This is a genomic window from Streptosporangium sp. NPDC001559, from assembly GCF_042893955.1.
Taxonomy (GTDB): Bacteria; Actinomycetota; Actinomycetes; order Streptosporangiales; family Streptosporangiaceae; genus Streptosporangium.
Genome location: NZ_JBIAVG010000023.1, coordinates 41,550 through 66,644, shown reverse-complemented (window position 1 = coordinate 66,644; position 25,095 = coordinate 41,550). Strand labels below are relative to the sequence as shown.

21 protein-coding genes are annotated in these 25,095 nt (G+C 71.2%); 10 read left to right on the top strand and 11 right to left on the bottom strand.

What is annotated here, in order from left to right:
• Nucleotides 1–5 precede the first annotated feature (5 nt).
• The 3 genes from ACFYY8_RS37285 (at nucleotide 6) to ACFYY8_RS37275 (ending at nucleotide 2,471) form a co-directional block, all read left to right on the top strand.
• On the top strand, nucleotides 6–230 hold the full coding sequence (locus ACFYY8_RS37285; RefSeq protein WP_352013031.1) for an HGxxPAAW family protein: 225 nt from the start codon (nucleotides 6–8) through the stop codon (nucleotides 228–230).
• 205 nt (nucleotides 231–435) lie between these two features.
• Complete coding sequence (locus ACFYY8_RS37280; protein ID WP_390049413.1) at nucleotides 436–1,770, top strand: cation:dicarboxylate symporter family transporter; 1,335 nt, start codon at nucleotides 436–438, stop codon at nucleotides 1,768–1,770.
• Nucleotides 1,771–2,021: 251 nt separating this feature from the next.
• A complete protein-coding gene (locus ACFYY8_RS37275) occupies nucleotides 2,022–2,471 on the top strand; it encodes a DoxX family protein (RefSeq protein ID WP_352013029.1) in 450 nt (149 codons plus the stop codon).
• A 55-nt stretch (nucleotides 2,472–2,526) separates the two neighbouring features.
• On the opposite strand, the gene ACFYY8_RS37270 is transcribed toward ACFYY8_RS37275, so the two are convergent.
• Entirely contained in the window at nucleotides 2,527–3,363 is an 837-nt protein-coding gene (locus ACFYY8_RS37270; protein ID WP_390049411.1) for an alpha/beta fold hydrolase, read from the bottom strand.
• A gap of 75 nt (nucleotides 3,364–3,438) precedes the next feature.
• Here ACFYY8_RS37270 and ACFYY8_RS37265 point away from each other — a divergent pair, with 75 nt between their 5' ends.
• Nucleotides 3,439–4,473, top strand: coding sequence for a sigma-70 family RNA polymerase sigma factor (locus ACFYY8_RS37265; RefSeq protein ID WP_390049409.1), 1,035 nt, complete (start codon nucleotides 3,439–3,441; stop codon nucleotides 4,471–4,473).
• A gap of 57 nt (nucleotides 4,474–4,530) precedes the next feature.
• On the opposite strand, the gene ACFYY8_RS37260 is transcribed toward ACFYY8_RS37265, so the two are convergent.
• Nucleotides 4,531–5,424 (bottom strand): hypothetical protein, encoded by an 894-nt coding sequence (locus tag ACFYY8_RS37260; protein ID WP_390049407.1) that lies wholly within the window; start codon nucleotides 5,422–5,424, stop codon nucleotides 4,531–4,533.
• A 131-nt stretch (nucleotides 5,425–5,555) separates the two neighbouring features.
• Between ACFYY8_RS37260 and ACFYY8_RS37255 the strand changes: the two genes are divergently transcribed.
• From ACFYY8_RS37255 to ACFYY8_RS37240, 4 genes are read left to right on the top strand one after another with little or no spacing between them, the layout of a single operon-like run.
• Entirely contained in the window at nucleotides 5,556–6,743 is a 1,188-nt protein-coding gene (locus tag ACFYY8_RS37255) for an LLM class flavin-dependent oxidoreductase (RefSeq protein WP_390049405.1), read from the top strand.
• Nucleotides 6,740–8,065, top strand: a complete 1,326-nt coding sequence (locus tag ACFYY8_RS37250; RefSeq protein ID WP_390049403.1) for an NtaA/DmoA family FMN-dependent monooxygenase — start codon at nucleotides 6,740–6,742, stop codon at nucleotides 8,063–8,065. The genes ACFYY8_RS37255 and ACFYY8_RS37250 overlap by 4 nt, the downstream gene beginning before the upstream one ends.
• Nucleotides 8,062–9,144, top strand: a complete 1,083-nt coding sequence (locus ACFYY8_RS37245) for an LLM class flavin-dependent oxidoreductase (protein ID WP_390049401.1) — start codon at nucleotides 8,062–8,064, stop codon at nucleotides 9,142–9,144. The genes ACFYY8_RS37250 and ACFYY8_RS37245 overlap by 4 nt, the downstream gene beginning before the upstream one ends.
• Nucleotides 9,141–10,268 carry an LLM class flavin-dependent oxidoreductase gene (locus ACFYY8_RS37240; RefSeq protein WP_390049399.1) on the top strand — a complete coding sequence of 376 codons (1,128 nt, stop codon included), beginning with the start codon at nucleotides 9,141–9,143 and terminating at the stop codon, nucleotides 10,266–10,268. Before ACFYY8_RS37245 ends, ACFYY8_RS37240 begins: the two co-directional genes overlap by 4 nt.
• Before the next feature lie 56 nt (nucleotides 10,269–10,324).
• On the opposite strand, the gene ACFYY8_RS37235 is transcribed toward ACFYY8_RS37240, so the two are convergent.
• The 3 genes from ACFYY8_RS37235 to ACFYY8_RS37225 all read right to left on the bottom strand — a co-directional run bounded on the left by ACFYY8_RS37235 (nucleotide 10,325) and on the right by ACFYY8_RS37225 (nucleotide 13,242).
• Nucleotides 10,325–11,323: an alpha/beta fold hydrolase gene (locus tag ACFYY8_RS37235; RefSeq protein ID WP_390049397.1), complete on the bottom strand. Its 999-nt coding sequence runs from the start codon at nucleotides 11,321–11,323 to the stop codon at nucleotides 10,325–10,327.
• 270 nt (nucleotides 11,324–11,593) lie between these two features.
• A complete protein-coding gene (locus ACFYY8_RS37230) occupies nucleotides 11,594–12,751 on the bottom strand; it encodes a cation:proton antiporter (RefSeq protein ID WP_390049395.1) in 1,158 nt (385 codons plus the stop codon).
• Between the two features lie 8 nt (nucleotides 12,752–12,759).
• Complete coding sequence (locus ACFYY8_RS37225; protein ID WP_352013019.1) at nucleotides 12,760–13,242, bottom strand: cation:proton antiporter regulatory subunit; 483 nt, start codon at nucleotides 13,240–13,242, stop codon at nucleotides 12,760–12,762.
• A gap of 162 nt (nucleotides 13,243–13,404) precedes the next feature.
• Here ACFYY8_RS37225 and ACFYY8_RS37220 point away from each other — a divergent pair, with 162 nt between their 5' ends.
• Complete coding sequence (locus tag ACFYY8_RS37220; RefSeq protein WP_390049392.1) at nucleotides 13,405–14,553, top strand: LLM class flavin-dependent oxidoreductase; 1,149 nt, start codon at nucleotides 13,405–13,407, stop codon at nucleotides 14,551–14,553.
• A 22-nt stretch (nucleotides 14,554–14,575) separates the two neighbouring features.
• Here the strand turns inward: ACFYY8_RS37220 and ACFYY8_RS37215 are convergent, their stop codons facing one another.
• From ACFYY8_RS37215 to ACFYY8_RS37190, 6 genes are all read right to left on the bottom strand, one after another.
• On the bottom strand, nucleotides 14,576–16,129 hold the full coding sequence (locus ACFYY8_RS37215; protein WP_390049390.1) for an MFS transporter: 1,554 nt from the start codon (nucleotides 16,127–16,129) through the stop codon (nucleotides 14,576–14,578).
• 128 nt (nucleotides 16,130–16,257) lie between these two features.
• Nucleotides 16,258–17,409: a hypothetical protein gene (locus tag ACFYY8_RS37210; protein ID WP_390049388.1), complete on the bottom strand. Its 1,152-nt coding sequence runs from the start codon at nucleotides 17,407–17,409 to the stop codon at nucleotides 16,258–16,260.
• Nucleotides 17,406–18,779 carry a hypothetical protein gene (locus ACFYY8_RS37205; RefSeq protein ID WP_390049386.1) on the bottom strand — a complete coding sequence of 458 codons (1,374 nt, stop codon included), beginning with the start codon at nucleotides 18,777–18,779 and terminating at the stop codon, nucleotides 17,406–17,408. Before ACFYY8_RS37205 ends, ACFYY8_RS37210 begins: the two co-directional genes overlap by 4 nt.
• Before the next feature lie 333 nt (nucleotides 18,780–19,112).
• Entirely contained in the window at nucleotides 19,113–20,837 is a 1,725-nt protein-coding gene (locus tag ACFYY8_RS37200) for a M28 family peptidase (protein WP_390049384.1), read from the bottom strand.
• A 169-nt stretch (nucleotides 20,838–21,006) separates the two neighbouring features.
• Complete coding sequence (locus tag ACFYY8_RS37195; protein ID WP_390049382.1) at nucleotides 21,007–21,957, bottom strand: LysR family transcriptional regulator; 951 nt, start codon at nucleotides 21,955–21,957, stop codon at nucleotides 21,007–21,009.
• A 182-nt stretch (nucleotides 21,958–22,139) separates the two neighbouring features.
• Nucleotides 22,140–24,359: an MMPL family transporter gene (locus ACFYY8_RS37190; protein WP_390049380.1), complete on the bottom strand. Its 2,220-nt coding sequence runs from the start codon at nucleotides 24,357–24,359 to the stop codon at nucleotides 22,140–22,142.
• A 104-nt stretch (nucleotides 24,360–24,463) separates the two neighbouring features.
• On the opposite strand from ACFYY8_RS37190, the gene ACFYY8_RS37185 reads away from it, so the two are divergent.
• Complete coding sequence (locus ACFYY8_RS37185; RefSeq protein ID WP_390049378.1) at nucleotides 24,464–25,093, top strand: TetR/AcrR family transcriptional regulator; 630 nt, start codon at nucleotides 24,464–24,466, stop codon at nucleotides 25,091–25,093.
• Nucleotides 25,094–25,095 lie beyond the last annotated feature (2 nt).

Genomic DNA, 25,095 nt, shown 5'->3' with positions numbered 1-25,095 from the left:
GGCTCATGGCTGGAAGCCACGGAGGAAGCCCCAAGTCTTGGCTTGCGGTGATCGTCATTCTGATCGGGTTCACCGTCGGCGGTGTGGCCCTGTGCCTGGGCCCCAACTGGACCCTGTTCTGGGTGGGCGCCGGGATCATCGCGGTCGGCGGCGTGATCGCCCTGGTGGTCGACATCTTCTCCGACGTGATCATCGACGCCCCCCGGGTGTCCCAGGACAACCACAGCTGATCGAGACACCGGTTCACCCCCTCCGCGGAGCGTTCTCGGCGGAAGGGGAGAGCTCGGACCCGGCGTCCCATGACCTCGCCGTACGGCCGTGCGGCGGGACACGAGACGGGCGGGAAAACGTGTAACGGTGACCGACGGTCACCGGATGCGCTCTCATGGTTACCCGGCTGGAGTTTCCGCCGAGGTAACCGGAGGCAGGGCGCCCATGTCGCGCGATCGGACCCGTCACCTTTACGCCGCCGTTCTCCTGGCGACGGCCGCCGGCGCCGTCGTGGGGCTGGTGGCCCCGGAGACGGCCAGGGCGCTCGCCCCGCTGGGCACCGCCTTCGTCGCGCTGGTCAAGATGATGATCGGCCCCGTCGTGTTCCTCGGCGTCGTGCTCGGTGTGGGGTCGGTCGCGGGCACGGCCAGGGTCGGCCGGATCGGCGGCCTGGCGCTCGCCTACTTCCTCGTCATGTCGGTTGTCGCGCTGGCCTTCGGACTGGCCGCGGGCAACCTGGTCAACCCGGGCCGGGGCCTGCGCCTGGCCGGGGGAGCGCACCCGGCCGCCGTGCCCGCGACGGAGGCGGAGGACCTGACGACCTTCCTGCTCGGGATCATCCCGGACACCCCGGTCTCCGCGTTCACCGAGGGGCGGGTGCTGCAGGTCCTGCTGGTCGCGCTGCTCACCGGTTTCGCCCTGCAGGCCATGGGAGAGCGCGGGGCGGCACCGCTGGCCGCCGCCGGGCACCTGCACGCGCTCGTGCTGCGCGTCCTCTCCATGATCATGTGGGCCGCCCCGGCCGGGGCCCTCGGCGCGACGGCCGCCGTCGTCGGCGCGACCGGCGTGGCCGCGCTCGGGAGCCTCGCCGCCGTGGTCGCCTGCTTCTACGCGACCTGTCTGCTTTTCGTGCTGGCCGTGCTGGGGCCGTTGCTGTGGTTGGTGACCAGGGTCGGCCTGTTGTCGCTGCTGCGCTATCTCGGCGGGGAACTGCTGCTGGTGCTGTCCACCTCCTCCTCGGAGACCGCGCTGCCCCGGCTGATCGCCAAGCTGGAGCACCTCGGGGTGAGCCGCGCCGTGGCCGGGGTCACGGTGCCGACCGGTTACTCGTTCAACCTGGACGGCACGGCCGTCTATCTGACGATGGCCACCCTGTTCGTCGCGGGCGCCACCGGTGTCTCCCTTCCTCCGGGGGAGCAGGTGTCGCTGCTGGTGTTCATGCTCGTGGCCTCAAAGGGGGCGGCCGGGGTCACCGGGGCGGGCCTGGCGACCCTCGCGGGCGGGTTGCGGTCGCACCGTCCCGACCTGGCCGACGGGGTCGGGCTGCTCGTCGGCGTCGACCGTTTCATGTCGGAGGCCCGCGCGCTGACCAACTTCACGGGCAACGCGGTGGCCGCCGTCCTGGTCGGGGCGTGGACCGGAGGGTTCGACAGGGCGCGCGCGGCGCTGGTGCTGTCCGGGGGCGCGCCGTTCGACGAGGCCGGTGATCGGGCCCCCGTCCGGCCGGAGGGTGTGTCCACGGGGCACGAGGCGCTGGAGCGCGACGACAGAGTGGGCTGATCCCACACGGACACTTCACCATCGACCCCCGTCCTTTATGGGTGATGTGTCCGAAATGGGGTGTTTTTATGGCGTGGGCCGGGGATCATGAGCAGAAGACCTGCCGGACCGTCCTGTCCCGTCTGCCGTACCGGCCTGGGAGAGCCGTGGGGAGAGGACGGCCGGGCCGGGCGTACCCTCCGGCGCCCATCGGTGTCGTCGTTTCCGTTCCGCCCCGTGCCCCGGCGCGGGGCGGAAGAAGAGGAGGGGCCGTGAAGTTCATCGAATCGGCCAGGCCGTACGTCTTCGCCCTGTTCCGCCTTGTCGTCGGACTGCTCTTCACCTGCAACGGGGCCGCCAAGCTCTTCGGGGTTCTCGGCGGTGGGGCGCTGCCCTTCGGCTCATGGCCCGGGTGGTACGCGGGTGTCGTCGAACTCGTCGGAGGGGTTCTCGTCATGGCCGGGCTCGGTACCCGGATCGCGGCGTTGATCTGTTCGGGGGAGATGGCCTACGCGTACTTCGTCGTCCACCAGCCGCAGGCCCTGTGGCCGATACAGAACGGCGGTGAGCTGTCGGCCCTCTACGCCTGGGCGTTCCTGCTGATCGCGATCGTGGGGCCGGGGGCGTGGGCGCTCGAAACCGTTTCGGCCCGCACCCGGGTCAGGGACCGTGGGGACGCGCGCCCGGCGGAACCGTCGGAGAACCCGCTGACGACCCTCTGAGCCGACCGGCGGTTTCCCGGGGCCCGCGTTCCCGGGAAACCGCCGCGCTCCCGTCTCAGCCTCCGTTCAGGACCTCACGCAGCCGGGGGGCGAAGCCCGCCGGGTCGTCGACGAAGGCGATGTGGCCGCCGGGGAAGACCGTCGGCTCCGTGCCGAGCGCCGTGGCGAGCGCGGCCGAGGTGAGGTCGCAGAACTGACCCGCCGAGTCCTGCCCGACGCCGACCACGACGCGGACCGGCCCGTCGCGCAGGGCCGCGATGTCGGGCCGCCAGCGGGTGGTCTCCCGCATCTCGTGCAGGAACCAGAAGCGCTCGTCGGCCACCTGCCGGGGGTCGCGCTCGGCGGGCGCGCCGGGCTCCTCGCCGGACTCCTCGTCGGGGGACGGCGGGATGTTGGCGTTGACCAGGAACTTGACCCAGGCTCCCCCGACGTCGCCCGAGGCGTAGGTGGCGATGATGTCCTCGACCGCGGCGTCCCGCCCGGCGGGGTCGTCGAGCACGTGGTTCAGCGGGGCCTCGTGCGCGATCACGGTGTGCACCCGCTCGGGGTGGGCGACGGCGAGCGCCAGCGCGGTGACGGCGCCGCCGCTCGAACCGAAGACCGCGGCAGGGCCCCGGCCGAGGTGCTCCAGGAGCAGGGAGAGGTCGTCGGCGCGCAGCCCGGGGGTGGAGTCCTGCTCGGGGACGTCCAGGACACTGCGGTTGAGCCCCCGGGGGTCGGTGGTGAGCACGGTGTGGTCGGCGGCGAGCAGGTCCGCCAGCGGCGCGAAGAACGTGGCGTCCATCGGGGCGCCGACGAGCGCCACCAGGGGGCCCTCGCCCCGTACCTCGTAGTGCAGCGTGGCGTCGGAGACCCTGAGGGTCCCGGTGGTGACGGTCGTCGTGTGGTTCATCGGATCTCCTGTGATGCCGGCCTGAGGTTTTCGGTCGAAGAAGAAGACCCCGGCGGTGGGGCAGAATCGTCGCCTGTGAGGGAAGTTTTTTCCGGACAAGGGGAGACATCCACCGGCGACCCCGACCTGGTGCGGGCGCGCGGTGGAGACGACGCCGCGTTCACCCGCCTCGTGCGGCCGTTGCGCGGCGAGTTGCACGCGCACTGCTACCGGATGCTCGGTTCCCCCCACGACGCCGACGACGCGCTCCAGGACGCCCTGCTGCGCGCCTGGCGGGGGCTGGCGCGCTTCGAGGGACGTGGTTCGCTGCGCTCCTGGCTCTACACCGTGGCCACCCGGACCTGCCTGGACATCGTCGAGGCCCGCGGCAGGCGGGCCCTGCCCGTCGACCTCGGCCCGTCGAGCGATCGGGTCGTCGCCGGGGACGTCCCGCGCACCGACATCGCCTGGCTCGGCCCCTACCCGGACGCGGACCTTCCCGAGGGGCCCGCCGGGCGTTACGAGCGGCGCGAGGCCGTCGAACTCGCCTTCGTCGCCGCCCTGCAGCACCTGCCGGGCAACCAGCGGGCGGCGCTGCTGCTGTTCGAGGTGCTCGGATTCTCCGCCGCCGAGATCGCCGAGACGATGAACACCTCGGCCACCTCCGTGAACTCCGCCCTGGCGCGGGCCCGCCGGGTCGTCGCGGAGCGGGTCCCCTCCGTCACCCAGCAGCGGACGCTGCGCCGGATCGGCGACGCCCGGGTGAGGGAGATCGTCGCGGGATACTCCGCCGCGCTGGAACGCGGTGACGCCGACGCCCTGGTCGCGCTGCTCACCGAGGACGTCACCTGGTCGATGCCGCCCATGACGCACTGGTACCGAGGCGTCGAGGCCGTCATGGACTTCGCCGTACGGCTGCCGCTGACCTCGTGCGGAAGCTGGCGGCATCTGCCGGTCGGGGCGAACGGCCAGCCCGGTGTGGCCGGTTACCTGTGGGACGAGGAGGCGGGGGCGCACCTCGGCTGGTCGATCGACGTGCTGACCCTGCGTGACGACCGGATCGAGGAGGTAACCTCCTTCGTCGGCTCCGGCCACTTCGAGAGATTCGGGCTGCCCGCCTCCCTGCCCTGACCCGCCCGAGAGGGCACGGCCTCACCGTGACCCCGCGGTCTCACCTGGCCCGCGGTCTCACTTGGCTCCGGTCCTGGCCCCGGCGAGGTAGATCCGCCTGGCCAGGGCGGTGGTCTGCGCGGTCGAGCGGCTCCAGGTGGCCGTCGAGGGGTGGGCGGTGAGCAGCGCCATGATCCAGCGCTCCTTCGGGCCGACGAGACCAGTGGTGTGCAGCACCGGATGCCCCAGGTCGGGGACCGTGACGGCCGCGGGACGGGCCGGGAGCGAGGCGGTCCTCCAGGTGGCGGGTACGGCGCCGCCCGAGGCGGGGGCGGCCTTCGCGCACCGGACCGGGGGCGTCGAGCCGTACCCCGACCAGCCCTGCTTGACCGCCCAGGGCCGGGGCACCGCGCGGGGGATGCCGAAGTACTGGTCGAAGCCGTCGGAGCCGCACTGTTCGGCGGCGCGCAGGTGTCCGAGGACGACGTCGCGGACCCTCGGGGCGGCGCGGTCGAGGAGATAGCGGTAGGCGCGGACGACGTCCATCGCGCTGAGCGAGGTGTAGCCCCAGAACCCCGGCTTGTCGGCGGGCGGGGGAGCGGTGTCGGTCAGCCCGAGCCTGCGCGCCGTCCGCTCGACGATCCGGCCCCGGCCGCCCCTGGTCCAGAAGGAGGTGGCCGCGGCGTCGTCGCTGACCCGCAGCATCCTGCCGAGCAGGGCGAGGTCGCGCTTGGGGACGTCGCGGTGCGACTCCAGGTAGTCGATCGCGATCAGGATCTTCACCACCGACGCGGAGCGGAACCTCCGGTGCGCGTCGTGCTGGACGGTGACACGGCCTGTCTCCCGGTCGAGGACGACGTATCCGGCGCGCACCCCGGCCGGTACGTCCGGCAGGGCGGGTGCCGCCGAGGCGGGGGAGGTGAGGCTCAGCAGGAGCAGGGCGGTCACGACGATCGTCAGGGGGCGTCTCACCCGCACATGCCTACCAGATCACCGCTCTTCCCGGGCGTTCTCGGGAGACCTCGCAGGCCCGGCGGGTTATCTCCCACCCTAAATGCAACTAAACCTGTAGGAATTACTGGTTTTGGTGTTATCGTCATGACATGTCGGCAGATCATCTCCATCTCGCCGTCGCGCTGGACGGCGCGGGATGGCATCCGGCGGCCTGGCGCGATCCAGCCGCCTCTCCGAAACAACTGTTCACCGCCGCCTACTGGGCCGGACTCGTGGCCGAGGCGGAGCGAGGACTACTCGACTTCGTCACCATCGAGGACACCCTCGCCCTGCAGACCACCCGTCTCGACGGCCCCGACGGCCGTACCGACCAGGTGCGGGGCCGTTTCGACGCCGTCCTGCTGGCGTCGCGGATCGCCCCGCTGAGCCGGAGCATCGGGCTGGTGCCCACGGCCACGACCACCCACACCGAGCCCTTCCACGTCGCCAGTTCCCTGGCCACCCTCGATCACGTCAGCGGCGGCAGGGCCGGATGGCGGGTGCAGCTGTCGGGCAGGCGCACCGAGGCCGCCCACTTCGGCCGCCGCGACGTCCCGGAGCTCGGGCCCGCGCAGGCCGTCGCGCTTGAGGACTACGCCATCTACCACGAGCTGTTCGGCGAGGCCGGGGACGTCGTGGAGGTCGTGCGCCGCCTCTGGGACAGCTGGGAGGACGACGCGGTGATCCGCGACGTCGGGACCGGCCGCTTCGTCGACCGCGACAAGCTCCACTACGTCGACTACGAGGGGCCCCACTTCAGCGTCAGAGGGCCCTCGATCGTCCCGCGACCGCCGCAGGGGCAGCCGCTGGTCACCGCGCTGGCCCACTCGCGGCTGCCGTACGAGTTCGCCGCGCGCGGGGTGGACGTCGAGTACATCACGCCGCACGACGGCGACCAGGCGCGCGCCATCGTGGCGGAGATCCGCGAGATCGGCGGCGTCCAGCCGAAGGTCTTCGCCGACCTGGTCGTCTTCCTGGACGAGACGCCCCAGGCGGCGGAGGACCGCAGGGCCAGGCTGAACGAGCTCGACGGCTCCGAGTACGTCTCGGACGCCGCGATCTTCGCCGGGACCCCGGAGCAACTCGCCGACCTCCTGCTCGACTGGCGCGAGGCCGGCCTTGAGGGATACCGGCTGCGCCCCGCCGTACTGCCGACGGACCTGAACGCGATCACCCGCGCCCTGGTGCCCGAACTGCGCCGCCGCGGCGCGTTCCGCGACGGGTACGAGGCGGCCACGCTCCGCGGTCACCTCGGGCTCGACCGTCCCGCCAGCCGCTACGCAGGGAGCAGCCGATGAAGCAGGTCATCCTCGCCGCCCACTTCCCGGGGGTGAACAACCAGACGGTCTGGAGCGATCCAGCGGCGGGCAGTCAGATCGACTTCTCCTCCTTCGTCCATCTCGCGCGCACCGCCGAGCGCGGCCGGTTCGACTTCTTCTTCCTCGCCGACGGCCAGCGGCTGCGCGAGCAGCGCGGCAGGATCCACGACCTCGACGTGGTCGGCCGTCCCGACTCGCTCACCGTGCTCGCCGGTCTGGCCGCGGTCACCGACCACCTGGGCCTGGCCGGGACGATCAACGCCACCTTCAACGAGCCCTACGAACTCGCCCGCAAGCTCGCCACCCTCGACCACCTGTCCGGCGGCAGGGCCGCGTGGAACGTGGTCACCTCCTCCGACGCCTTCACGGGGGAGAACTTCCGCAGGGGCGGTTACCTGGACTACTCCGAGCGCTACGCGCGGGCCGCGGAGTTCGTGCGGACCGTGCGCGAGCTGTGGGACTCCTGGGCGGCCGAGGACCTCGTCGCCGACCCCGCGACCGGGTTCTTCTCCTCGGCGAACGCGGGCGAGTTCGCCCACCACGGCGAGTTCTTCGACATCGAGGGCCGTTTCAACGTGCCGCGCGCCCCGCAGGGGTACCCGCTGACCATCCAGGCGGGGGACTCCGGCGAGGGAAGGGAGTTCGCCGCCGCCCACGCCGACGCCATCTTCTCCAGGCACGGCACCCTTGAGGACGGCAAGGCCTTCTACCGCGACGTCAAGGCCAGGGTCGTCGCCAACGGCAGGTCGCCCGACTCGCTGAAGGTCCTGCCCGGGGTCACGTTCGCGCTCGGCGACACCGACGCCGAGGCCCAGGAGAACGCCGACCACATCCGGCGCCAGCAGGTCAGCCCGCAGACCGCGATCCTGCTGCTGGAACAGGTCTGGAACCGCGACCTGTCGTCGTACGACCCGGAGGGGCCGCTGCCGGAGATCGACCCGCTCGTCTCCGAGGAGGCCATCAGCAGGGGCCGCACCCGGCTGACCAGGGACCCGTTGGAGACGGCCGCGCGGTGGCGGGCACTGGCCGAGGAGAAACGGCTCGGCATCCGCGACCTGATCATCGAGGTCACCGGCAGGCAGTCCTTCATCGGCTCGCCCGCCACGGTCGCCGGGCAGATCAACGCGTTCGTGCAGCAGGACGCCGCCGACGGCTTCATCCTGGTGCCGCACCTCACGCCGACCGGGCTGGACGGCTTCGTCGACGAGGTCGTCCCGTTGCTGCAGGAACGCGGCGTGCTGCGTACCGAGTACGGCACGACCACCCTGCGCGGGCACCTCGGGCTGGAGGGCGGAGCGTGAAGTTCCTCGCCATCACGCTGATCGTCCACGGTCCCCACCCCGTCACCGGTGAGCTGAAGCCGACCAACGCGCGCCTGCGTGAGGTCGTGGACAACGCCGTCCTGGCCGAGGAACTCGGTTTCGACGGCTTCGGCGTCGGCGAACGGCACGAGCGCCCGTTCATCTCCTCCTCCCCGCCGGTCGTGCTGAGCCACATCGCCGCGCGGACGTCCAGGATCAGGCTGTTCACCGCGGTCACCACGCTGAGCCTGCTCGACCCGGTCAGGGCCTTCGAGGACTACTCGACGCTCGACCACCTGTCGGACGGGCGCCTCGAACTGATCATCGGCAAGGGGAACGGCGCCGCGCAGGCCAAGCTCTTCCACGTCACCCCCGAGGACCAGTGGGAACGCAACCGCGAGGGCTACGAGCTGTTCCGCCGCCTGTGGCGGGAGGACAAGGTGACCTGGTCGGGCACCTTCCGGCCGTCGCTGGAGGAGGCGGAGACATGGCCGCGCCCGCTGCAACGGCCCATCCGCGTCTGGCACGGCAGCGCGACCAGCAAGGAGTCGGTCGAGCTGGCCGCCCTGTACGGTGACCCGCTCTTCTCCGCCAACGTCACCAACCCCGTCGAGCCGTACGCCGAACTGGTCCGCCACTACCGGGAACGGTGGGAGTTCCACGGCCACGACCCCGCCGACGCCCTCGTCGGCGCGGGCAGCGCGGGCCTCTACGTGGCGAAGAACTCCCAGGAGGCGGTCGAGACCTACCGGCCGATCTTCGACGCCAGGCTGGCCCTGTTCGAGAAGGCCGGGGTCGATCCGGTCTTCCACACGATCGAGGACGCCGTGGAGCGCAGCTCCATCCTGGTCGGCAGCCCTCAGCAGATCATCGACAAGGTCCACCGCTACCACGAACGGCTCGGGCACGAGGTCATGCACCTGTCCGCCGACGCCGACGGTCTGACGGACGAACAGCACCGGGCCAGCCTTGAGCTCTTCCAGAGCGACGTGGCCCCCGTGCTGCGCAGGGAGATCCCCAGCAGGCCCTTCCCCGGGCACGAGAACCAGCACGAGAGCCGGCACGAAAGGCAGTCATGACCTCGCTGTCCATCCTCGACCTGTCCCCCGTCACCTCAGGAGGCACGGTCGCCGAGGCCCTCCGCAACACCGTGGACCTGGCCAGGCGCGCCGAGGAGTTCGGCTACCGGCGCTACTGGCTGGCCGAGCACCACTTCGCCCCGGGCGTGGCCAGTGCGGCGCCCGCCGTGCTCATCGCCCTGGTGGCCGCGGCGACGAGCACGATCAGGGTCGGCTCGGGGGCCGTGCAGCTCGGCCACCAGACGGCGCTGGCCGTGGTCGAGCAGTTCGGCCTGATCGACGCGCTGTACCCGGGACGGATCGACCTCGGTCTCGGCCGTTCCGGGCAGCGCAGGACAGAACTCCTGGCCGAGGCCGACAGGCCGCCCGCCCCGCCCAGGCAGGCCCGCCTCGTGGACGGGCTGCTCATCCCCGAACCGTTCTCCTTCGCCGCCCTGGCCACCTCCCCGGTCTTCGCGCTGCAGTCCTCGCTGCTGCAGCAGCCGGGGGCGCGGAGCCCGGACTTCGCCGACCAGGTGGACGACATCGCGGCCCTCATCGCCGGGACCTACCGTTCGGAGGACGGCCTGGCCGCGCACGCCGTACCGGGGGAGGGGGCGGGGGTCGAGCTGTGGATCCTGGGCAGCAGCGGCGGCCAGAGCGCCCAGGTCGCCGGGGAAAGGGGCCTGCCGTTCGCGGCCAACTACCACGTCAGCCCGTCCAACGTGCTGGAGGCGGCGCAGGCCTACCGGAAGGCGTTCAAACCGTCCCGGGACCTGCCGGCGCCGCGTCTGGTCGTCTCCGCGGACGTGGTCGTCGCCGAGGACGACGAGACGGCCCGTGAGCTGGCCTCGCCGTACGGGCTGTGGGTGCGCAGCATCCGCAGGGGCGACGGGGCGATCCCGTTCCCGACGCCCGCGCAGGCCGCGGCCCACGAATGGACGGAGGAGGACCGCGCCCTGGTCGCTGACCGGGTCACGACGCAGTTCGTCGGCTCGCCGCGGACCGTCGCCGAGCGGCTGCGCGTCCTGCGCGACGTCACCGGCGCCGACGAACTGCTCGTGACCACCATCACCCACGACCACGCCGACCGGGTGCGTTCCTACGAGCTCCTGGCGGAGGAGTGGGCGGCGTCCGGCGGCTGACCGGTGCGGCCCCGCCGGGCCCGCGAGGGAACCGGCGGGGCGTCCGCCGCCCGGCCTCAGCCGAAGAAGCCCGTCAGGTGGCCGACGACCGCGGCGGGCCGTTCCTCGACGAAGTAGTGGCCCGTCCCGGTCAGCTCAGCGACACGGACGTCGGTCGCCTGGGTGGGCAGCACCTGGTTCATGCGGGGATGGAAGGCGCTGTGCGCCAGCCCGAGCGTCGGCGCCGTCACCTTCCCGTACGTCCGGTGGTCCTCGATGTCCTGGCCGAACGTCTGATACCAGCTGTTTCCGCCGCGAACGGCGTCGGGAGAGGAGTAGGCCTTGGCGTACACGGCGCGGTCACGGTCGCCGATCGCCGATTTGTCCACCAGGAGGTAGTCGAATATCCAGTCCACGAGATATCGGGACCTGCCGGAGACGAGCTGCTCGGGCAGCCCCTGAACCTGGTTGAACGCGAACCACCAGGGAAAGAAGGCCTGCCCCGGCTGGGGCAGCATGCGGAACTCGTAGTAGGAGTCGTCGGGGTGGGTGACGTCGAGCAGCGCCAGTCTCCGGGTCGCCTCGGGGTGGTTCACGGCGAAGCTGAAGGCGATCATGGCGCCGACGTCGTGCCCGGCGATGTTCACCCTGTCGTGGCCGAGCGCGCGCACCAGCTCGCGCACGTCCCGCGCCATGGTCTTCTTGTCGTATCCGGAGGCGGGCTTGCCGGAGCCCCCCATGCCGCGCAGGTCCACGACGATGACCCGGTAGCGGGCGGCGAGCGCGGGCATGACCTTGCGGTACTCCCACCAGGTCTGCGGCCAGCCGGGCAGCAGGACCAGTGGTTCCCCGCTGCCTCCGGACACGTAGTGCAGCCGGACGCCGTTCACCTCGGCGTGCCGGCTGGTGAAGCCGCCGGGCAGGGAACGCGCCAGCTCCGCGTCCGAGGGGACCGCCGGTCCCCGCTCCGCCTGCCCGGTCTCCGCCGCGGACACCGGGGGTACGGCGCCGCCCGTCGCGGCCAGTGCGATCGCCCCGGCACCCAGCGTCATCGCGTTGCGTCTTCCTAGCGACACCTCGGGAAATCCTCTCCTCGGCCGTTTGATGAATCCCCGATTCAGGCGGACCTTTCGGTTACCGCTGAACGCTTGGGCAGATCATCTCGTATTCGACCGAGAAGAACACCCCCTAATCAGGGGTATTGTCCTACCCATTTAAGGGCGATATCGGGATAAATGCCGCCTTTTATTCTTAAATCGTGATAACAGGGGTGACAGGTGGAATTTCGTGACACATGAAGCAGGGCACGGCGGCGCCGTGTGGCGCGGCCGTACCCTGCTTCATGGTCAGGTGCGGCTGGCGACGGCGGTGATGAGGGGCTGGACCAGGCGCGCGGCCAGCGGGCCGAACGCGGCGAGGATCAGGACGTAGGCGGCGGCCAGCGGGCCGAGGTCGGGGTGCACCCCGGCCGCGACGGCGAGTCCGGCGATCACGATGTTGAACTCGCCTCTCGGGATGAGCGAGATGCCCGCCCGGGCCTGGCCCGCCTTGGCGATCCCGGCCCTGCGGGCGGCGTACGCGCCGGTGAGCAGCTTGGTGACCATGCTGACCAGGGCGAGCAGCGCGGCCAGCCCGGCGACCGGGGCGATCTTTGTCGGGTCGGTCTGCAGGCCGAAGAAGACGAAGAACACCGCGGCGAACAGGTCGCGCAGCGGTGTCAGCAGCGCATGGGTGTCCTCGGCCAGCTTCCCGGAGAGCGCGATGCCGACCAGGAAGGCGCCGACGGCCGCGGAGACCTGCAGCTGCTGGGCGACCCCGGCGACCAGCAGCGCCAGCCCGACCACCTTCAGCAGCAGCACCTCCGAGTTGGGGCTGGCCACGAAGCTCTCGATGAACCGGCCGAAGCGCAGCGCGACCAGCAGTACGACGCTCACCGTGCCGAGCGCGATCGCCACGGTGACCGCGCCGCCGAGGAAGCTCAGCCCGGCCAGCAGCGCGGTGAGGACCGGCAGGTAGATCGCCATGGTCAGGTCCTCGAACACCAGCAGGGAGAGCACCACCGGCGTCTCCCTGTTGCCGATCCATCCCAGGTCGGAAAGGACCTTGGCGGTGATGCCCGAGGAGGTGGCGTAGGTGACCCCGGCCATCGCCACCGCGGCGACCGGGCCCCAGCCGAGCAGCAGCGCCGCGATCGCGCCGGGCGCCGCGTTGAGCGCCAGGTCGACGAACCCGGCGCGCGCGTTGCCCTTCAGGCTGGTCACGAGCTCGTCGGCGTTGTACTCCAGGCCGAGGGTGAGCAGCAGGAGGATGACGCCCAGTTCCGCGCCGACGGAGATGAACTCCTCGCTGGTCGCCAGGGGGATGATGCCGCCGGTGCCGAAGGCGAGACCGGCCAGCAGGTACAGGGGGATGGGGGAGATGCCGACACGCAGTGCCAGCGCGCCCAGGACGCCCAGTCCGAGCAGGACGGCGCCGAGCTCGAGCAGAAGGATCGCTGTGTGCACCCGCTGCCCTAACCGTGGGCCAGGATCTCGGAGACCGCGGAGGTGCTCTCCGGGCTGCCGACCACGACCACCACGTCCCCGCCGTCGAGCGTGAAGTCAGGACCGGGGCTGGCGAACACCTGGCCCGCGCGGACCACGGCGACGATGGACGCGCCGGTGCGGGTGCGGACCCGGGCGTCGCCCATCGGCCTTCCCGCGTACGGCGTGCCCGGCGAGATCGGCAGCTGCAGGCTGACCAGGCCCTCGACCTCCCGGTGCAGGGCGTTGAGGCGCTGCACGATACGCGGGGCGCCGAGCAGTTCGACCAGCGCGTCGGCCTCCTCGTCGTTCAGCTTCACGGTCTCGCAGGCCCGGTCCGGATCGGCGGGATCGTAGATCACCAGGTCGCGGCGGCCCGTGCGGTGGGAGACGACTCCGATGCGCCGGCCTGCCCGTGTGGTGAACTCGTGCCGTAGCCCTATCCCCGGCAGCGCCGTCTGTTCGACGTCCACTGTGCCCTTCCTCCACTTTCGCGTAAATCGACGGAATCCTGAACCTATCAACGAACGACATTGGCTCTGGTTCCACGCATAACCCCTATTACCGATTGACTTTGTGGGTTATATGGCCGACGATGGGCGGAACCCCGCCCATGTGACCGTGGAGGAGACCCCGTGAAGTTCCACTGGTTCCTGCCGACCGCGGGCGACAGCCGGGTCCTCACCGGCGGCGGGCACGGTCTCGGCAGGGGCCACGGCCGTCCGGAGAGCGCGGCCTTCCGCCCGCCGGACATCGAGTACCTCGCCCAGATCGCCCGCTCGGCGGAACAGCTCGGGTTCGAGGCCGTACTGACCCCGACCGGTTCCTGGTGCGAGGACGCCTGGCTGGTCACGGCCGCGCTGACCAGGGAGACCGAACGGCTGAAGTTCCTGGTCGCCTTCCGTCCCGGCCTGCTCTCACCCACGCTGGCCGCGCAGATGGCCGCGACCTACCAGCGCCTGTCCCGTGGCAGGCTGCTGCTCAACGTGGTGACCGGGGGAGAGTCGGCGGAGCAGGTCAGGTTCGGCGACCACCTGCCGAAGGACGAGCGCTACGAGCGCACCGGCGAGTTCCTCTCGGTCGTGCGCGGAGCATGGAGCGGCACGCCGTACGACTTCGCGGGCAGGCACTATCAGGTCGAGGGGGCGACCGTCGCCGAGGTGCCCGACCCGGTCCCGGAGATCTACTTCGGCGGTTCGTCGGCGGCGGCGGGGCCCGTCGCGGCCGGGCACGTGGACGTCTACCTGACCTGGGGCGAGCCGCCGGACCAGGTGGCGGGGAAGATCGAGTGGATCCGCGGGCTCGCCGAGGAGCGGGGGCGCACGCTCAGGTTCGGCGTACGGTTGCACGTGATCACCAGGGACACCGAGCGGGAGGCCTGGGCGGAGGCCGAGCGGCTGCTGGCCGCGCTCGACCCGGAGGACATCAGGGCCGCCCGGCGGGCGCTCGGCCGCAGCGAGTCGGTCGGCCAGCAGCGGATGCTCGCCCTGCACGAGGGTTTCGCCGGTGGTACGGCCCGCGATCTGGAGATCCATCCCAACCTGTGGGCCGGGGTCGGCCTGGTCAGGGGAGGCGCGGGGACGGCGCTGGTCGGCAGCCACGCCCAGGTGGCCGAACGGATCGAGGAGTACGCGGCGCTCGGCGTCGAGGAGTTCGTGCTGTCCGGCTATCCGCACCTGGAGGAGGCCTACTGGTTCGGGGAGGGGGTGCTCCCCCGGCTGCGCCCGGCCCTGGACGACCTGACGGCGGCCCCGGTCCGCCGCGCCCGCGTCCCCGCCCTGTGACGCCCGTTCATGACGCTCGGCCTCACCGTCGAGGGCGGCTCGCGGAGGGCCGCGCTCGCCGTACACCGGAGCGCGCCCCCTGCCCGCCCCGCGACGACGCCCGCGGTGACGGCCGCCCCGGAGGGCGTGACCTGCGGTCGGCGAGCACGTCGGCGACCGCGACCACCAGCGCGGCCAGCACGAATCCGATGGTGACCAGCAGCGCCGTCCTGAACGCCGTGGCGTAGTCGCCGTGTGAGGAGGCGGCCACGGCGAAGAACACCGAGCCGATCGCCGCGATGCCCAGGGCCGTGCCGATCCGCTGGCCGGTCTGCAGCACCCCGCCCGCGGTGCCCGCCTCGGCGACCGGGACCTGGGCCAGGGTGAGCGTCTGGTTCGGTGAGATCACCAGCCCGCTGCCCAGCCCCGCCAGCAGCAGCGGCGCCGCGATCGCCCAGGCGACCCCGGGCCCGGCGTTCAGCCGTACGGCCAGCTCGGTGACGGCCAGCCCGATCAGCACCATCACCAGCCCCGCGACCACCAGCGGTCTGCCGAACCTGACGGTGACGCGTCCCCCCAGCATGGAGGCGACCGCCGAGCCCGCGGCGAACGAGGTGCTGGCCAGGCCCGCCTCAAGCGGGGAGTACCCGAGACCGTTCTGCAGGTAGATGGTGAGGATGAAGAAGATCGAGGTGAACCCGGCGAAGTAGAGGGCCGCGATCAGGGCGCCGAAGGTGTAGGATCGTCTGCCGAACAGCGACAGGTTGACCATCGGTTCGCGGCGCCGCCCGTACCGGCGCTCCCAGAGGGCGAAGAGCGCGATCACCGCCAGTCCGGCCACGGGCAGCATCCACCTGCCCGCGCCCTGCCACTGCTGGCCCTCGACGAGCGGCAGCAGGATGAGCACGAGCCCGGCGGCCAGCAGCAGCACGCCGACGGGGTCCATGCTCTTGCGCGAGCGTCTCTCCGGCGGGCGGCGCGGGATGTAGCGGTAGGCCAGGGCGATGGCGAGCAGGCCGATCGGCACGTTGACGTAGAAGACGAGGCGCCAGCCGTCGTGTTCGCCGCCCAGGCGGATGAGCAACCCGCCCAGCAGCGGGCCGACCGCGGTCGAGATGCCGATGGTCGCGCCGAGCATGCCGAACGCCCTGCCCCGCTCGGCCCCCCTGAACAACTGCTGGATCAGTCCGCTGACCTGCGGATTGACGATGCCGCCCGCCACCCCCTGCACGAGCCTGGCCAGGACCAGCCAGGTGGAGGTCCTGGCGATCCCGGCCGCCGCGCTGGCCAGGGTGAACAGGGCGACGCCGAAGACGAAGACGTTGCGCCTGCCGCGCATGTCACCGAATCGCCCCGCGGGCACCAGCACCAGGCCGAAGGTGAGCGCGTACCCGGAGACCACCCACTGCAGGTCGCTCTGCGGCGCGCCGAGGCCCGTGCGGATCGCGGGCAGCGCGACGTTGACGATGCTGACGTCGAGCAGGGTCATGAACCCGGAGACCAGGCAGACGGTCAGCGCCTTCCAGCGGCGCGGGTCGGCCTCCTCCTCCCGCCACCGGGTGGCCGGTGTCCCGCCGGACCGGGCCTTGGCGCTCATACGCCCCCGTCCCGGCCCGGCGCGGGAGTTCTGCTGCGGAGCATCATGACCGCCTTGTTCTTGGCCTACCGTGATGGGATTTCCCCACTTAGTGCGACATACCTACCCTTTTCGGGTGGGCCAATCCGTTACCGCGCCCGGCGCGCCCGGGCCCGGTAACGGTCGAGGATGTCCTGGCGGAGAAGATGACCGAAACCCGCGGCCTCGACGCGCAGGGCGAGTTCGTGCTCGGTCATGCCGAGCGCGGCCGCGGTCTCGGCCAGGTTCCAGCCGCAGGCGGCCAGCTGGGTCAGCAGATGACCGCGCCGGACCTGGTTCTCCGACAGGCGGAACGTCTTGAGGTAGGCGAGCCGGCCCGCGTCGTCGGTGATGAGCTCTCCGATGTGGTTCTCCTGCCGCCGCTCGAAGGACGGCAGGAAGCGGGACAGACGGTAGCCGTCCATCTCGTAGACGCGCCGGTAGGTGTGGTCCGTCCGCAGCAGCCCGTTCGCCATGACCCCGTCGTGGAAGGAGGCCCACTCCTCCTGCCGCTCACGGGCCCGCGCGCGCAGGTCGGCGAGGGAGCCGACCTCCGCGTCCACGATGCGGGCGCGGAAGTCGGGCGCCGCCATGCCGTACATCGCGTAGTGGTGGATCAGCTCGCCGTACAGGTCGTGCAGGAGGGTGGCGTGCAGGGCGCGGTAGTCGTCGGGATGCGGCACCACGAACGCGGAGGCGAGGGCGTCGGCGACGTAGACCAGGACGCCGCACTGGCCGGGGTGGATCTCGAAGATGCGCAGGGCGTCCCGCAGGCCCCTGACCTCGGCGCCGGAGTAGCTCTCCTCGGCGCGAGGGGAGAGCCCCTGGTCGATCGCGCGGCGCGACCACTCCTCCCACGCGATCTCCGGCCCGCCGAAGTGCAGCGACAGGTAGCCCTCAAGCGCCAGGTGCAGGGGCAGGAAGCGCAGCCGGTTCCCGCCGGTCCTGCGGGCCATACGGCGGTGGAAGTGCAGCGGCATCCCGCTGGGCACGTGGTCGCGCTCCGCCGGTCCCCGCAGCTGGGTGCCGTACGCCGCGGCGGGGGAGCCGTCGCGCGTCCAGTCCGCCACGAACCCGTGCGGGATGTAGGAGAGGTACGCGGCCCGCGGGGCCACCTCGACGAGGCCGAACTCCTCCTCGTAGATCTGGGCGGACAGCCGAAGGTCCTCGATCGGCTCCTGACGGACCAGAGGGACGAGCCGTACGCCGCCCCAGGTCTGCGCGGGGCGGGTGGACAACCCGGTGAGGGTGAGAGCCGTCATGTGTCCCCCAGGAGGAAGCCTTCGACACGGCGTGCCAGGTGGGCGCGCAGCTCGGGGAGCCCGGTGCGTCCGTCCGCGAACTGAGCCAGCTCCACCAGGGCGACGAGGTTCTCGGCGTCGCGGATCCCGGCGGTCGGGACGGTCGGCGCCAGCCGCCGTACGTCGAAGTCGGCGGCGTCGTAGACCGGGTTGAGATGCGTGACGGCGCAGGCGTGGTGCGGGTCGAGCCGGGTGCGCCAGATCCGCAGCACCTCCTCCGCGAGTCCCGGCGGTGAGTTGTCCCATCCGTCGGAGACGACGATGAGACGTTCCGGCCGGAGTTCGAGGGCGTCGAGGACACGCTCGCCGAGGGGTGTGGCCCCGTACGGATGGGCGAGCAGCGCGTCCGAGCGGCCGGAGAGCCACAGCGGCGTGTACTCGCGGGCCAGCGCCTCCAGCAGGAAGTGACAGGCGAGCGCGACGGCGAGCGGGCGCCTGCGCTTGTGGCCCGACCCGTAGGCGGAGAAGCTGTCGTCGAGGACGGCGGCCACCGTCCCCCAGCTCCCGGCCTGCCCGCCCGCGGTCCGGCGGGCCGCCGCGCGCAGCGCCCCGGTCAGCTCGGTACGGCGGCGCGCGCGCTCGTCCAGGGAGAGGGAGAGCACGTACGACGCCAGCCGGGTCAGCGGCATCGTGGTCAGGTCGGCCCGCACCGCCTCGGCTCCCAGGCCGCGCGCCGACTCCTGAAGCCGCAGGCGCTCCAGCCGGGTGAGCCGGGGCGCGATGCGCTCAAGGAAGGCGGCACGCGGGATGCGGTGCTTCGCCGCGAACCCCTCCGCCACCGTGTAGGGCAGCCCGTACAGCGCGGCCTGCTCGTAGTGGGCCCTGCGCCACGTCTCCAGGATCGGCGTCGCGTAGGCGGTCTTCCTGCGCGGGGTAAACAGGAACGGCCCCAGCTCCCCCTCCGGCCGCAGATGGGCGTGCCGGACCACGTCCTTGACGGCGCCGCGGTACTTCACCGCGTCGAACGCGAGGTCGGGGCGGGCGGCCAGCCAGTCCCGCATGATCGCCCTGGTGCGCCGGTTGTTGACCTTGGCGCGGCGCAGCGCGCGGAACAGCCCGTAGACCCGGGGCGGCGGCAGCAGGGCCAGCCGCCGGGCGATCAGCCGTCCCTCGGCGTGGCGCTGCTCCTGGTCCGCCTCCGCCGCCGTGGTCAGCAGGTGCTTGGCGATCAACACGGCGTTGTGGTCGTTGACGTCCAGGGCGAGGGTGGCGGTGTACAGGTCACGGTAGTTGCCCAGCAGGTAACGGTGCAGGAAGTCGAGCGAGAGGCTCTGTTCCTCCGCGCCGGAGTGGAACTCACGCTGGCCGGTTGAGGTGATCGCCGCGTTCACGAAGAGCAGGACGTCGTCGGCGGCGATCAGGTCCGCGCTGGTTTCGACGTGGGTTTCGATCGTCGCCTCCGGGTCCGATGCCGAGGCCGGCCGGGGAATGAGGGCGCGAACTGCGAATCATCGCTTCAAATGCGGGTTCCGGAAGTCGCGCCGGAGTCCCACGGCCGGCGCTGGAAGCGTAACAGCGTAATTAATGATCTATCAGCTCATTTTTCAGGGCATTCCCGGACACAGATACGGCGGGCGGTTGTGGCCGCCCGCCGTACTGTCACCCGGTTTCCTGGTTGGTTCCGGTGGATCGATCAGAACCGTTCAGCCGGTTCGATCCTCTGCTCAGATCTTCTGCCAGAGAGCGGGGACGTTCGGCGGCTCCCAGCCGGGGTAGGCCGTGTGTCCCTGGATGCAGCGGTAGCTGGAGCCGCCGTAGGTGACGACGTCACCGGTCGCGTAGGTCTTCCAGGCCGCCCACTCGTTACCGTTCTGGCTGCCGTTGACGGTCAGGGAGACGGTGGTCGTGTGGGTCACGCTGCCGCTGCCGGCGATGGTGATGGTGTAGGTGCCCGTCGGGGTCGTGGAGGAGGTGGCCACGTTGACCGTCGAGCTGCCACCGCTGGTGACGGTGGACGGGCTGAAGGACACGGTGGTGCCCGCCGGGGCGCCGGAGGCGCTCAGCGAGACCGACTGCGCGTTACCCGAGGTGGTCTGGGTGCTGACCGTGGTCGAGGACGAGGAGCCGGCCTGGACGGTCAGCGAGCTCGGGTTGACCGAGATCGCGTAGTCGTCCGTCGGAGGCTGGCCGCCGACCGTGAGCCTGAAGGTGGCCGACTTGGCGCCGCTGGCCGCGCTGCCGTTCAGGGTGATGGTGTAGGTGCCCGACGGGGTCGAGGGGGAGGTGGAGACGGTGACCGTCGAGTTGCCGGGGACGGAGATCGTGGACGGGCTGAAGGACACGGTGGTGCCCGCGGGGGCGCCGGAGGCGCTCAGCGAGACCGACTGCGAGCTGCCGGAGACGAGCTGGCTGCTCAGCGTCGTCGTGGTCGAGGAACCCGCCTGCACGGTGGCCGAGGAGGGGCTCACCGACAGCGAGTAGTCGTTGGAGGGAGCGTCGCTGACGCCCAGCTTCCACACGGCGTTCGCGATCGCGTCGGCGTTGACGTCCAGCGCGGTGACGTTGATGTTGCTGGTGGTGTCACAGGAGGAGTGGTAGCAGCGGTCGAAGGGCTGGCCCGCCTGGCCGCCCCACTTGGCCGCCTGCGCCGAGGACTTGCGGGTCTCGGCACCGGTGAAGATGCCACCGACCTTCACGCCCGCGTTCTTGAAGGCGGTGTGGTCGCTGCGGCCGTCGCCCTCGGTCTCGATCTCGGTCGGGATGTTCTTGCTGGCGTAGAAGTCGTTGAAGACCTTCTGGATCGCCGGGACGTCGTCGTAGACGAAGTAGCCCGGGTTGGGCGAGGCGGTCATGTCGAAGTTGAGGTAGGTGTCCACCCCACTCGTGCCGGTGTTCTGCACGTAGTACCTCGACCCGACCAGGCCGGCCTCCTCGGCGGCCCACCAGGCGAAGCGCAGGTGCTTGTTGAGGGTCGGCTTGGTGTTGGCCACGGTCAGGGCCAGCTCCAGCAGGGTGGCCGAACCCGATCCGTTGTCGTTGATGCCGGGACCGGCGGAGACGCTGTCCAGGTGGCTGCCCAGCATGAGGGTGGGGCTGGCCGGGCCGGACGGCCAGTTGGCGATCAGGTTGGACTGGGTGCGTCCGCCGTAGCTGAAGTTCTGGATCGTGGTGGTGAAACCGGCCGCGTCCAGCTTGCCCTTGACGTAGTTCAGCGACGCCGTGTAGCCGGCGGATCCGCTGTAGCGGTTGCCACCGTTGCTGTTGGCGATCGACTGGAACTGGTTCAGGTGCGCCTGGATGTTGCTCACGGACAGATCAGGTGCCGCGAGTGCGGCGCTGTTGCCCGCAGCGGGGGCCGCGGCGGCGGTTGTGGCGCTCGCCACGGACGATGCGGCCATGGCGACGGCGGCCAGTACGGCGACCGCGCCTAACTTGACCTTGGGATTCACGCGGGGTGACTCCTCTCGGTGTCCCTTGGGGGGTTTGAGGGATGCAAGGAGCCCTGACGGTTTGGGCTGGACCAAAGCTCACACTCCGGGGACCGAGTGGAGTACCCCACGAATGTGGATAACTTGGAGATATGGTCGGCCAAACCTGGCAGGAAAGGGATATGGTCGTCTAGACCGGCGGAGAGAGCGGCACATGGCGCCTCAGCCAGGAGGCGTAGACCGGTGCGCGCCGTACTTCGGACCAGTAGGTCTTGGTCACCGCCTGAACCAGGTCGGGCCCGTGCCTGGCGATGGGGCCGTGTTCGGTCCAGCCGATCATGTGCCGGAACCGCAGCGGGGTTCCGGCGAGCGGCCGGATGACGATGCCCGGATAGCCCTTGCTGGTCGCCTGGAACATGCCCACACAGCGTCCCGCGGCGATCAGGTCGATGGCGAGGCTGAGGTCGGCGGAGTAGGCGATCTTCGGTGCGAAGCCCTGCCGGGCGCAGGCCGCCCAGAAGTGTTCCCTGTGACCGGACTCGGCCAGCGCGTGCAGGGTCCAGTCCTCGCAGGCCAGGTCGCGCAACTCCACCTCCTCCCGCTGGGCGAGCGGGTGGGTGGCGGCCAGGCCGACGAAGATCGGCTCGACGGCGACACCCGCGTACACCACTCCCGGGGGCGGGGTGAGCTCGTGTCCCGGATAGTCCCCGAGCGTGGCGAGTTCGAGCCGCTCGGACTCCAGCAGTCCGGGCAGCAGGTCCATGGCCTCCTCGGTGCGGACGGTGATGTCCGCTCCGGCCAGCAGCTCATGGAGGCACTTGATGACATTTATCGCGAGATGGCTGGACATACAGCCCACTCGGATTTTGAGCTTCTCCGCGGCCTGTTCGGCGTAGCGCATGCCGTCACGCCGGAGCTCGTCGAAGGCCGGCAGCAGGGAGCGTGAACGGACCAGCACCCACATGCCGAGCTGTGTGGGCCGTGCTCCTTCCCGGCCCCGCTCGAACAGCGGTCCACCGAACATGCGTTCGATGCGTCGCAGCTGTGTGGCGAGCGCAGGCTGCGACATCTTGAGAGCTGCCGCCGCCTTGGAAATGCTGCCCGAGTCGGCGATCGCACAGATCGCCCGTAAATGACGCACTTCTAGGTCCACACCGGAAGGTTAATAGTAAAGAACCTTTCCGGTAAGGCCCAACTTTGTTGCGCGTCGTTTTCGTGGGCCGTATATCGGCGTCTGTGCAGCGTGTGGCGCCGGGGGGCCGCATACCAAATCGCATATGACGGCTCGATATGGAGTCCCTGTAAGGAACAAAAGGGACATTTTCACAGCCTGTCAGGCTGGTGAACAGCGTTCGGCCCCGTCCCGGGGGCGGATGGGACCGGAAGGGAGACGGGCGTCTCGGTGAGGCCGATCCTACGGTGCAGGCGGCGAAGAGGCGCGGGGGCCCACCAGTTGGCGCTCCCCGTCAGCCGCATCAGGGCGGGCACCAGAACCGCGCGGATCACGGTGGCGTCGACCGCGACGGTCAGCGCCATGCCGATGCCGAGTTCCTTGAGGAAGACGACCCCGCTCGTCGCGTAGGTGGCGAACGACAGCGCGAGGATCACCGCGGCCGCGGTCACCAGCGGGGCGCCGCGGGAGACACCGGCCACGACCGAGCCGCGCGGGTCGCCGGTGCGCTCGTACTCCTCCTTGATCCGGGCCAGCAGGAAGATCTCGTAGTCCATCGACAGGCCGTAGGCGACGCAGAACATCAGGATGGGGATGCTCGGCTCGATCGAACCGGTCGGGGTGAAGGCGAGCGGGCCCGAAAGGTGGCCGTCCTGGAAGATCCACACCAGTGCGCCGAACATCACCGACAGGCTCACCAGATTGAGCAGCGAGGTCTTCAGCGGGGCGACGACGCTGCCGGTCATCAGGAAGAGCACGACGAGGGTCACCAGCACGATCAGTGCCGCGACCAGCGGAAGGCGGTCCGCGACGCCGTCGTGGTAGTCGGTCACCTCGGCGGGGGAGCCGCCGACGAGCACCTCGAAGGGCGCGGGCACGGCACGTACGGCCCGCACCAGGTCGCTCGCGCCGGACTCCAGCCGCGCGGAGGAGGCCACGACAGAAAGCCAGGTCCCGCCACGGCCGTCGTGCGCGGTGAACCGCGCCGGGGCGGGGTCGCCGGTCCTGCGCCCGCCGCCGAAGGTCCCGGCGGCCGAGTCGACGCGCACCACGCCCTCAAGCCGGGACAGGGCCGCGGCGTAGGGCCCGGCCGTCGCGGCGTCGCCGGTGGGGGCGACGATCCGCAGGGCGTCGGCGTCCTCGGCGGCGAACCCCGTGCGGACCTGGTCGTACAGCAGGCGCGCCGGCGCCGAGGCGGGCAGCACCCGGTCGTCGGGCGCTCCGAAGCGCAGGCCGAGGAACGGCGCCCCGAGCAGGCCGAGCACGAGCAGCGCGGCGCCGCCGGACATCAGGGGGTGCCGGGTCACCGCCAGCGCGGCGCCGTACCAGAGGGAGGAGGAAGAGGGGGCCTGTCCGCGGCGCTCGACGCGGGAGCCGAGCAGGACGAGCGCGGCGGGCAGCACGACCAGTGCGGAGGCCACGGCGGCGAGGACGACCGCGATCCCGGCGTAGCCGAAGGAGGCGAGGAAGGGAAAGGGAAAGACCAGCAGCACCGCCAGGGAGGCCGCGACGGTCAGGCCGCTGAACAGCACCGTACGGCCCGCGGTGCGCACGGTCGTGGCGACGGCGGCGCGGACCGCCGCGCCGCCGCGCCGCTCCTCCCGGAACCGGAAGATCATGAACAGGCCGTAGTCGACGCCCAGGCCCATGCCCATGACCAGGCAGACGTTGGCGGCGAAGGTGGAGACCTCGGCGAAGCCGAGCACCCCGCGCAGCAGTGCCATCGATCCGGCCACGGCGAGCAGCCCGGCGCCGAGGGTGAGCAGCGCGGCGGCCAGGCGCCGGTAGACCCACCACAGCGCCAGCAGCACCATCGGCACGATGATCAGCTCGGCACGGGTGAAGTCGCTCCGCGACTCCTCCATCACCTGGCGGAACACCTCGTCGCCGCCGCCGACCTCGACCTTGACCGGGCCGGACGGGCCGGTGAAGGCCCGCACCAGGCCGGGCAGGACGTCACGGCGCACGTGGTCGGCGTTGCCGGGCACCCAGGCGAGGACGAGCGCGCCGCGGGCGTCGCGGCTGCGCAGGGTGTCCTGGCCCGTGGTCCAGTACGACCAGACGTCACCGGCACCGGGGTGGGCGGCGAGCCTTCGGGTGAGGTCGCGACCGGCCGCGACGACGCGGGGGTCGTCGACGGTGCCCTCGCTGGCGGTCACCAGGAGCGCGACGTTCGGCACCCCGGTTCCGAAGCGCTCGGCCAGGACGTCGCGGGCCCGCGCCGACTCCGAGCCGGGCGCCTCGAACCGGTTGAGGGACAGCCGCGTCATGGTCCCCGCGGCCAGGAGGGCCGCCACGACGGCGGCGATCACCCCGGCCGTGACCAGCCATGCCGGGCGCCCGGTCACGAGACCGGCGAGTCTGCTGAGCATGGATTCCCCCGTTGAAGTATTTTTACGAGTAGTCGCTCGCATCAAGTGAAGATTACGAGTGATTGCTCGTATTTTTCAAGCGGAGTTCGAGAGAAGGGAGGCCGATGGCCGAGACGACGGAGGATCCACGGCCGCGCAGACGGCAGGCGCGCGGGGAACGGCGCATCGCGGAGATCCTCGCCGCGGCGGCCACGGTGTTCGCCCGGCTGGGGTACGAGGCCGCGACCACCAACAAGATCGCGGCGGAGGCCGGGATCTCACCGGGCTCGCTGTACCAGTTCTTCACCAACAAGGAGGCCATCGCGCGGGCCCTCGTCCAGGACTACCTCCTGGAGCTGGGGCGGGCGCACCGTGGCGCGCTCGACCTCGCCGACCCCGCGGGGCTCGGCCTCGTGGAGCTGGTCGACCGGGTCGTCGATCCGATCGTGGCCTTCAACCTCGCCCACCCCGGCTTCAAGGCGCTGTTCGCGCGCCCCGACATGCCGCCAGAGCTGGCCACCGCGCTCGCGCCGCTCCAGACGGCGCTGCGGGCGCGCGTCGAGCAGGTCATCGGGGAGCTGGCGCCGCACCGGGACGGCGCCGAGCGCGCCCGTGCCGCGCTGACCTGCGTGCACATCGTGCAGGGGGTGATCCCGCTGATCACCGCGGCGGACCCCGCCGAGCGTCCCCCGCTGACCGGGGAACTGAAACGGGCGCTGTGCGGCTATCTGGAGTCGCTGATCGCGCGCCCGTGACC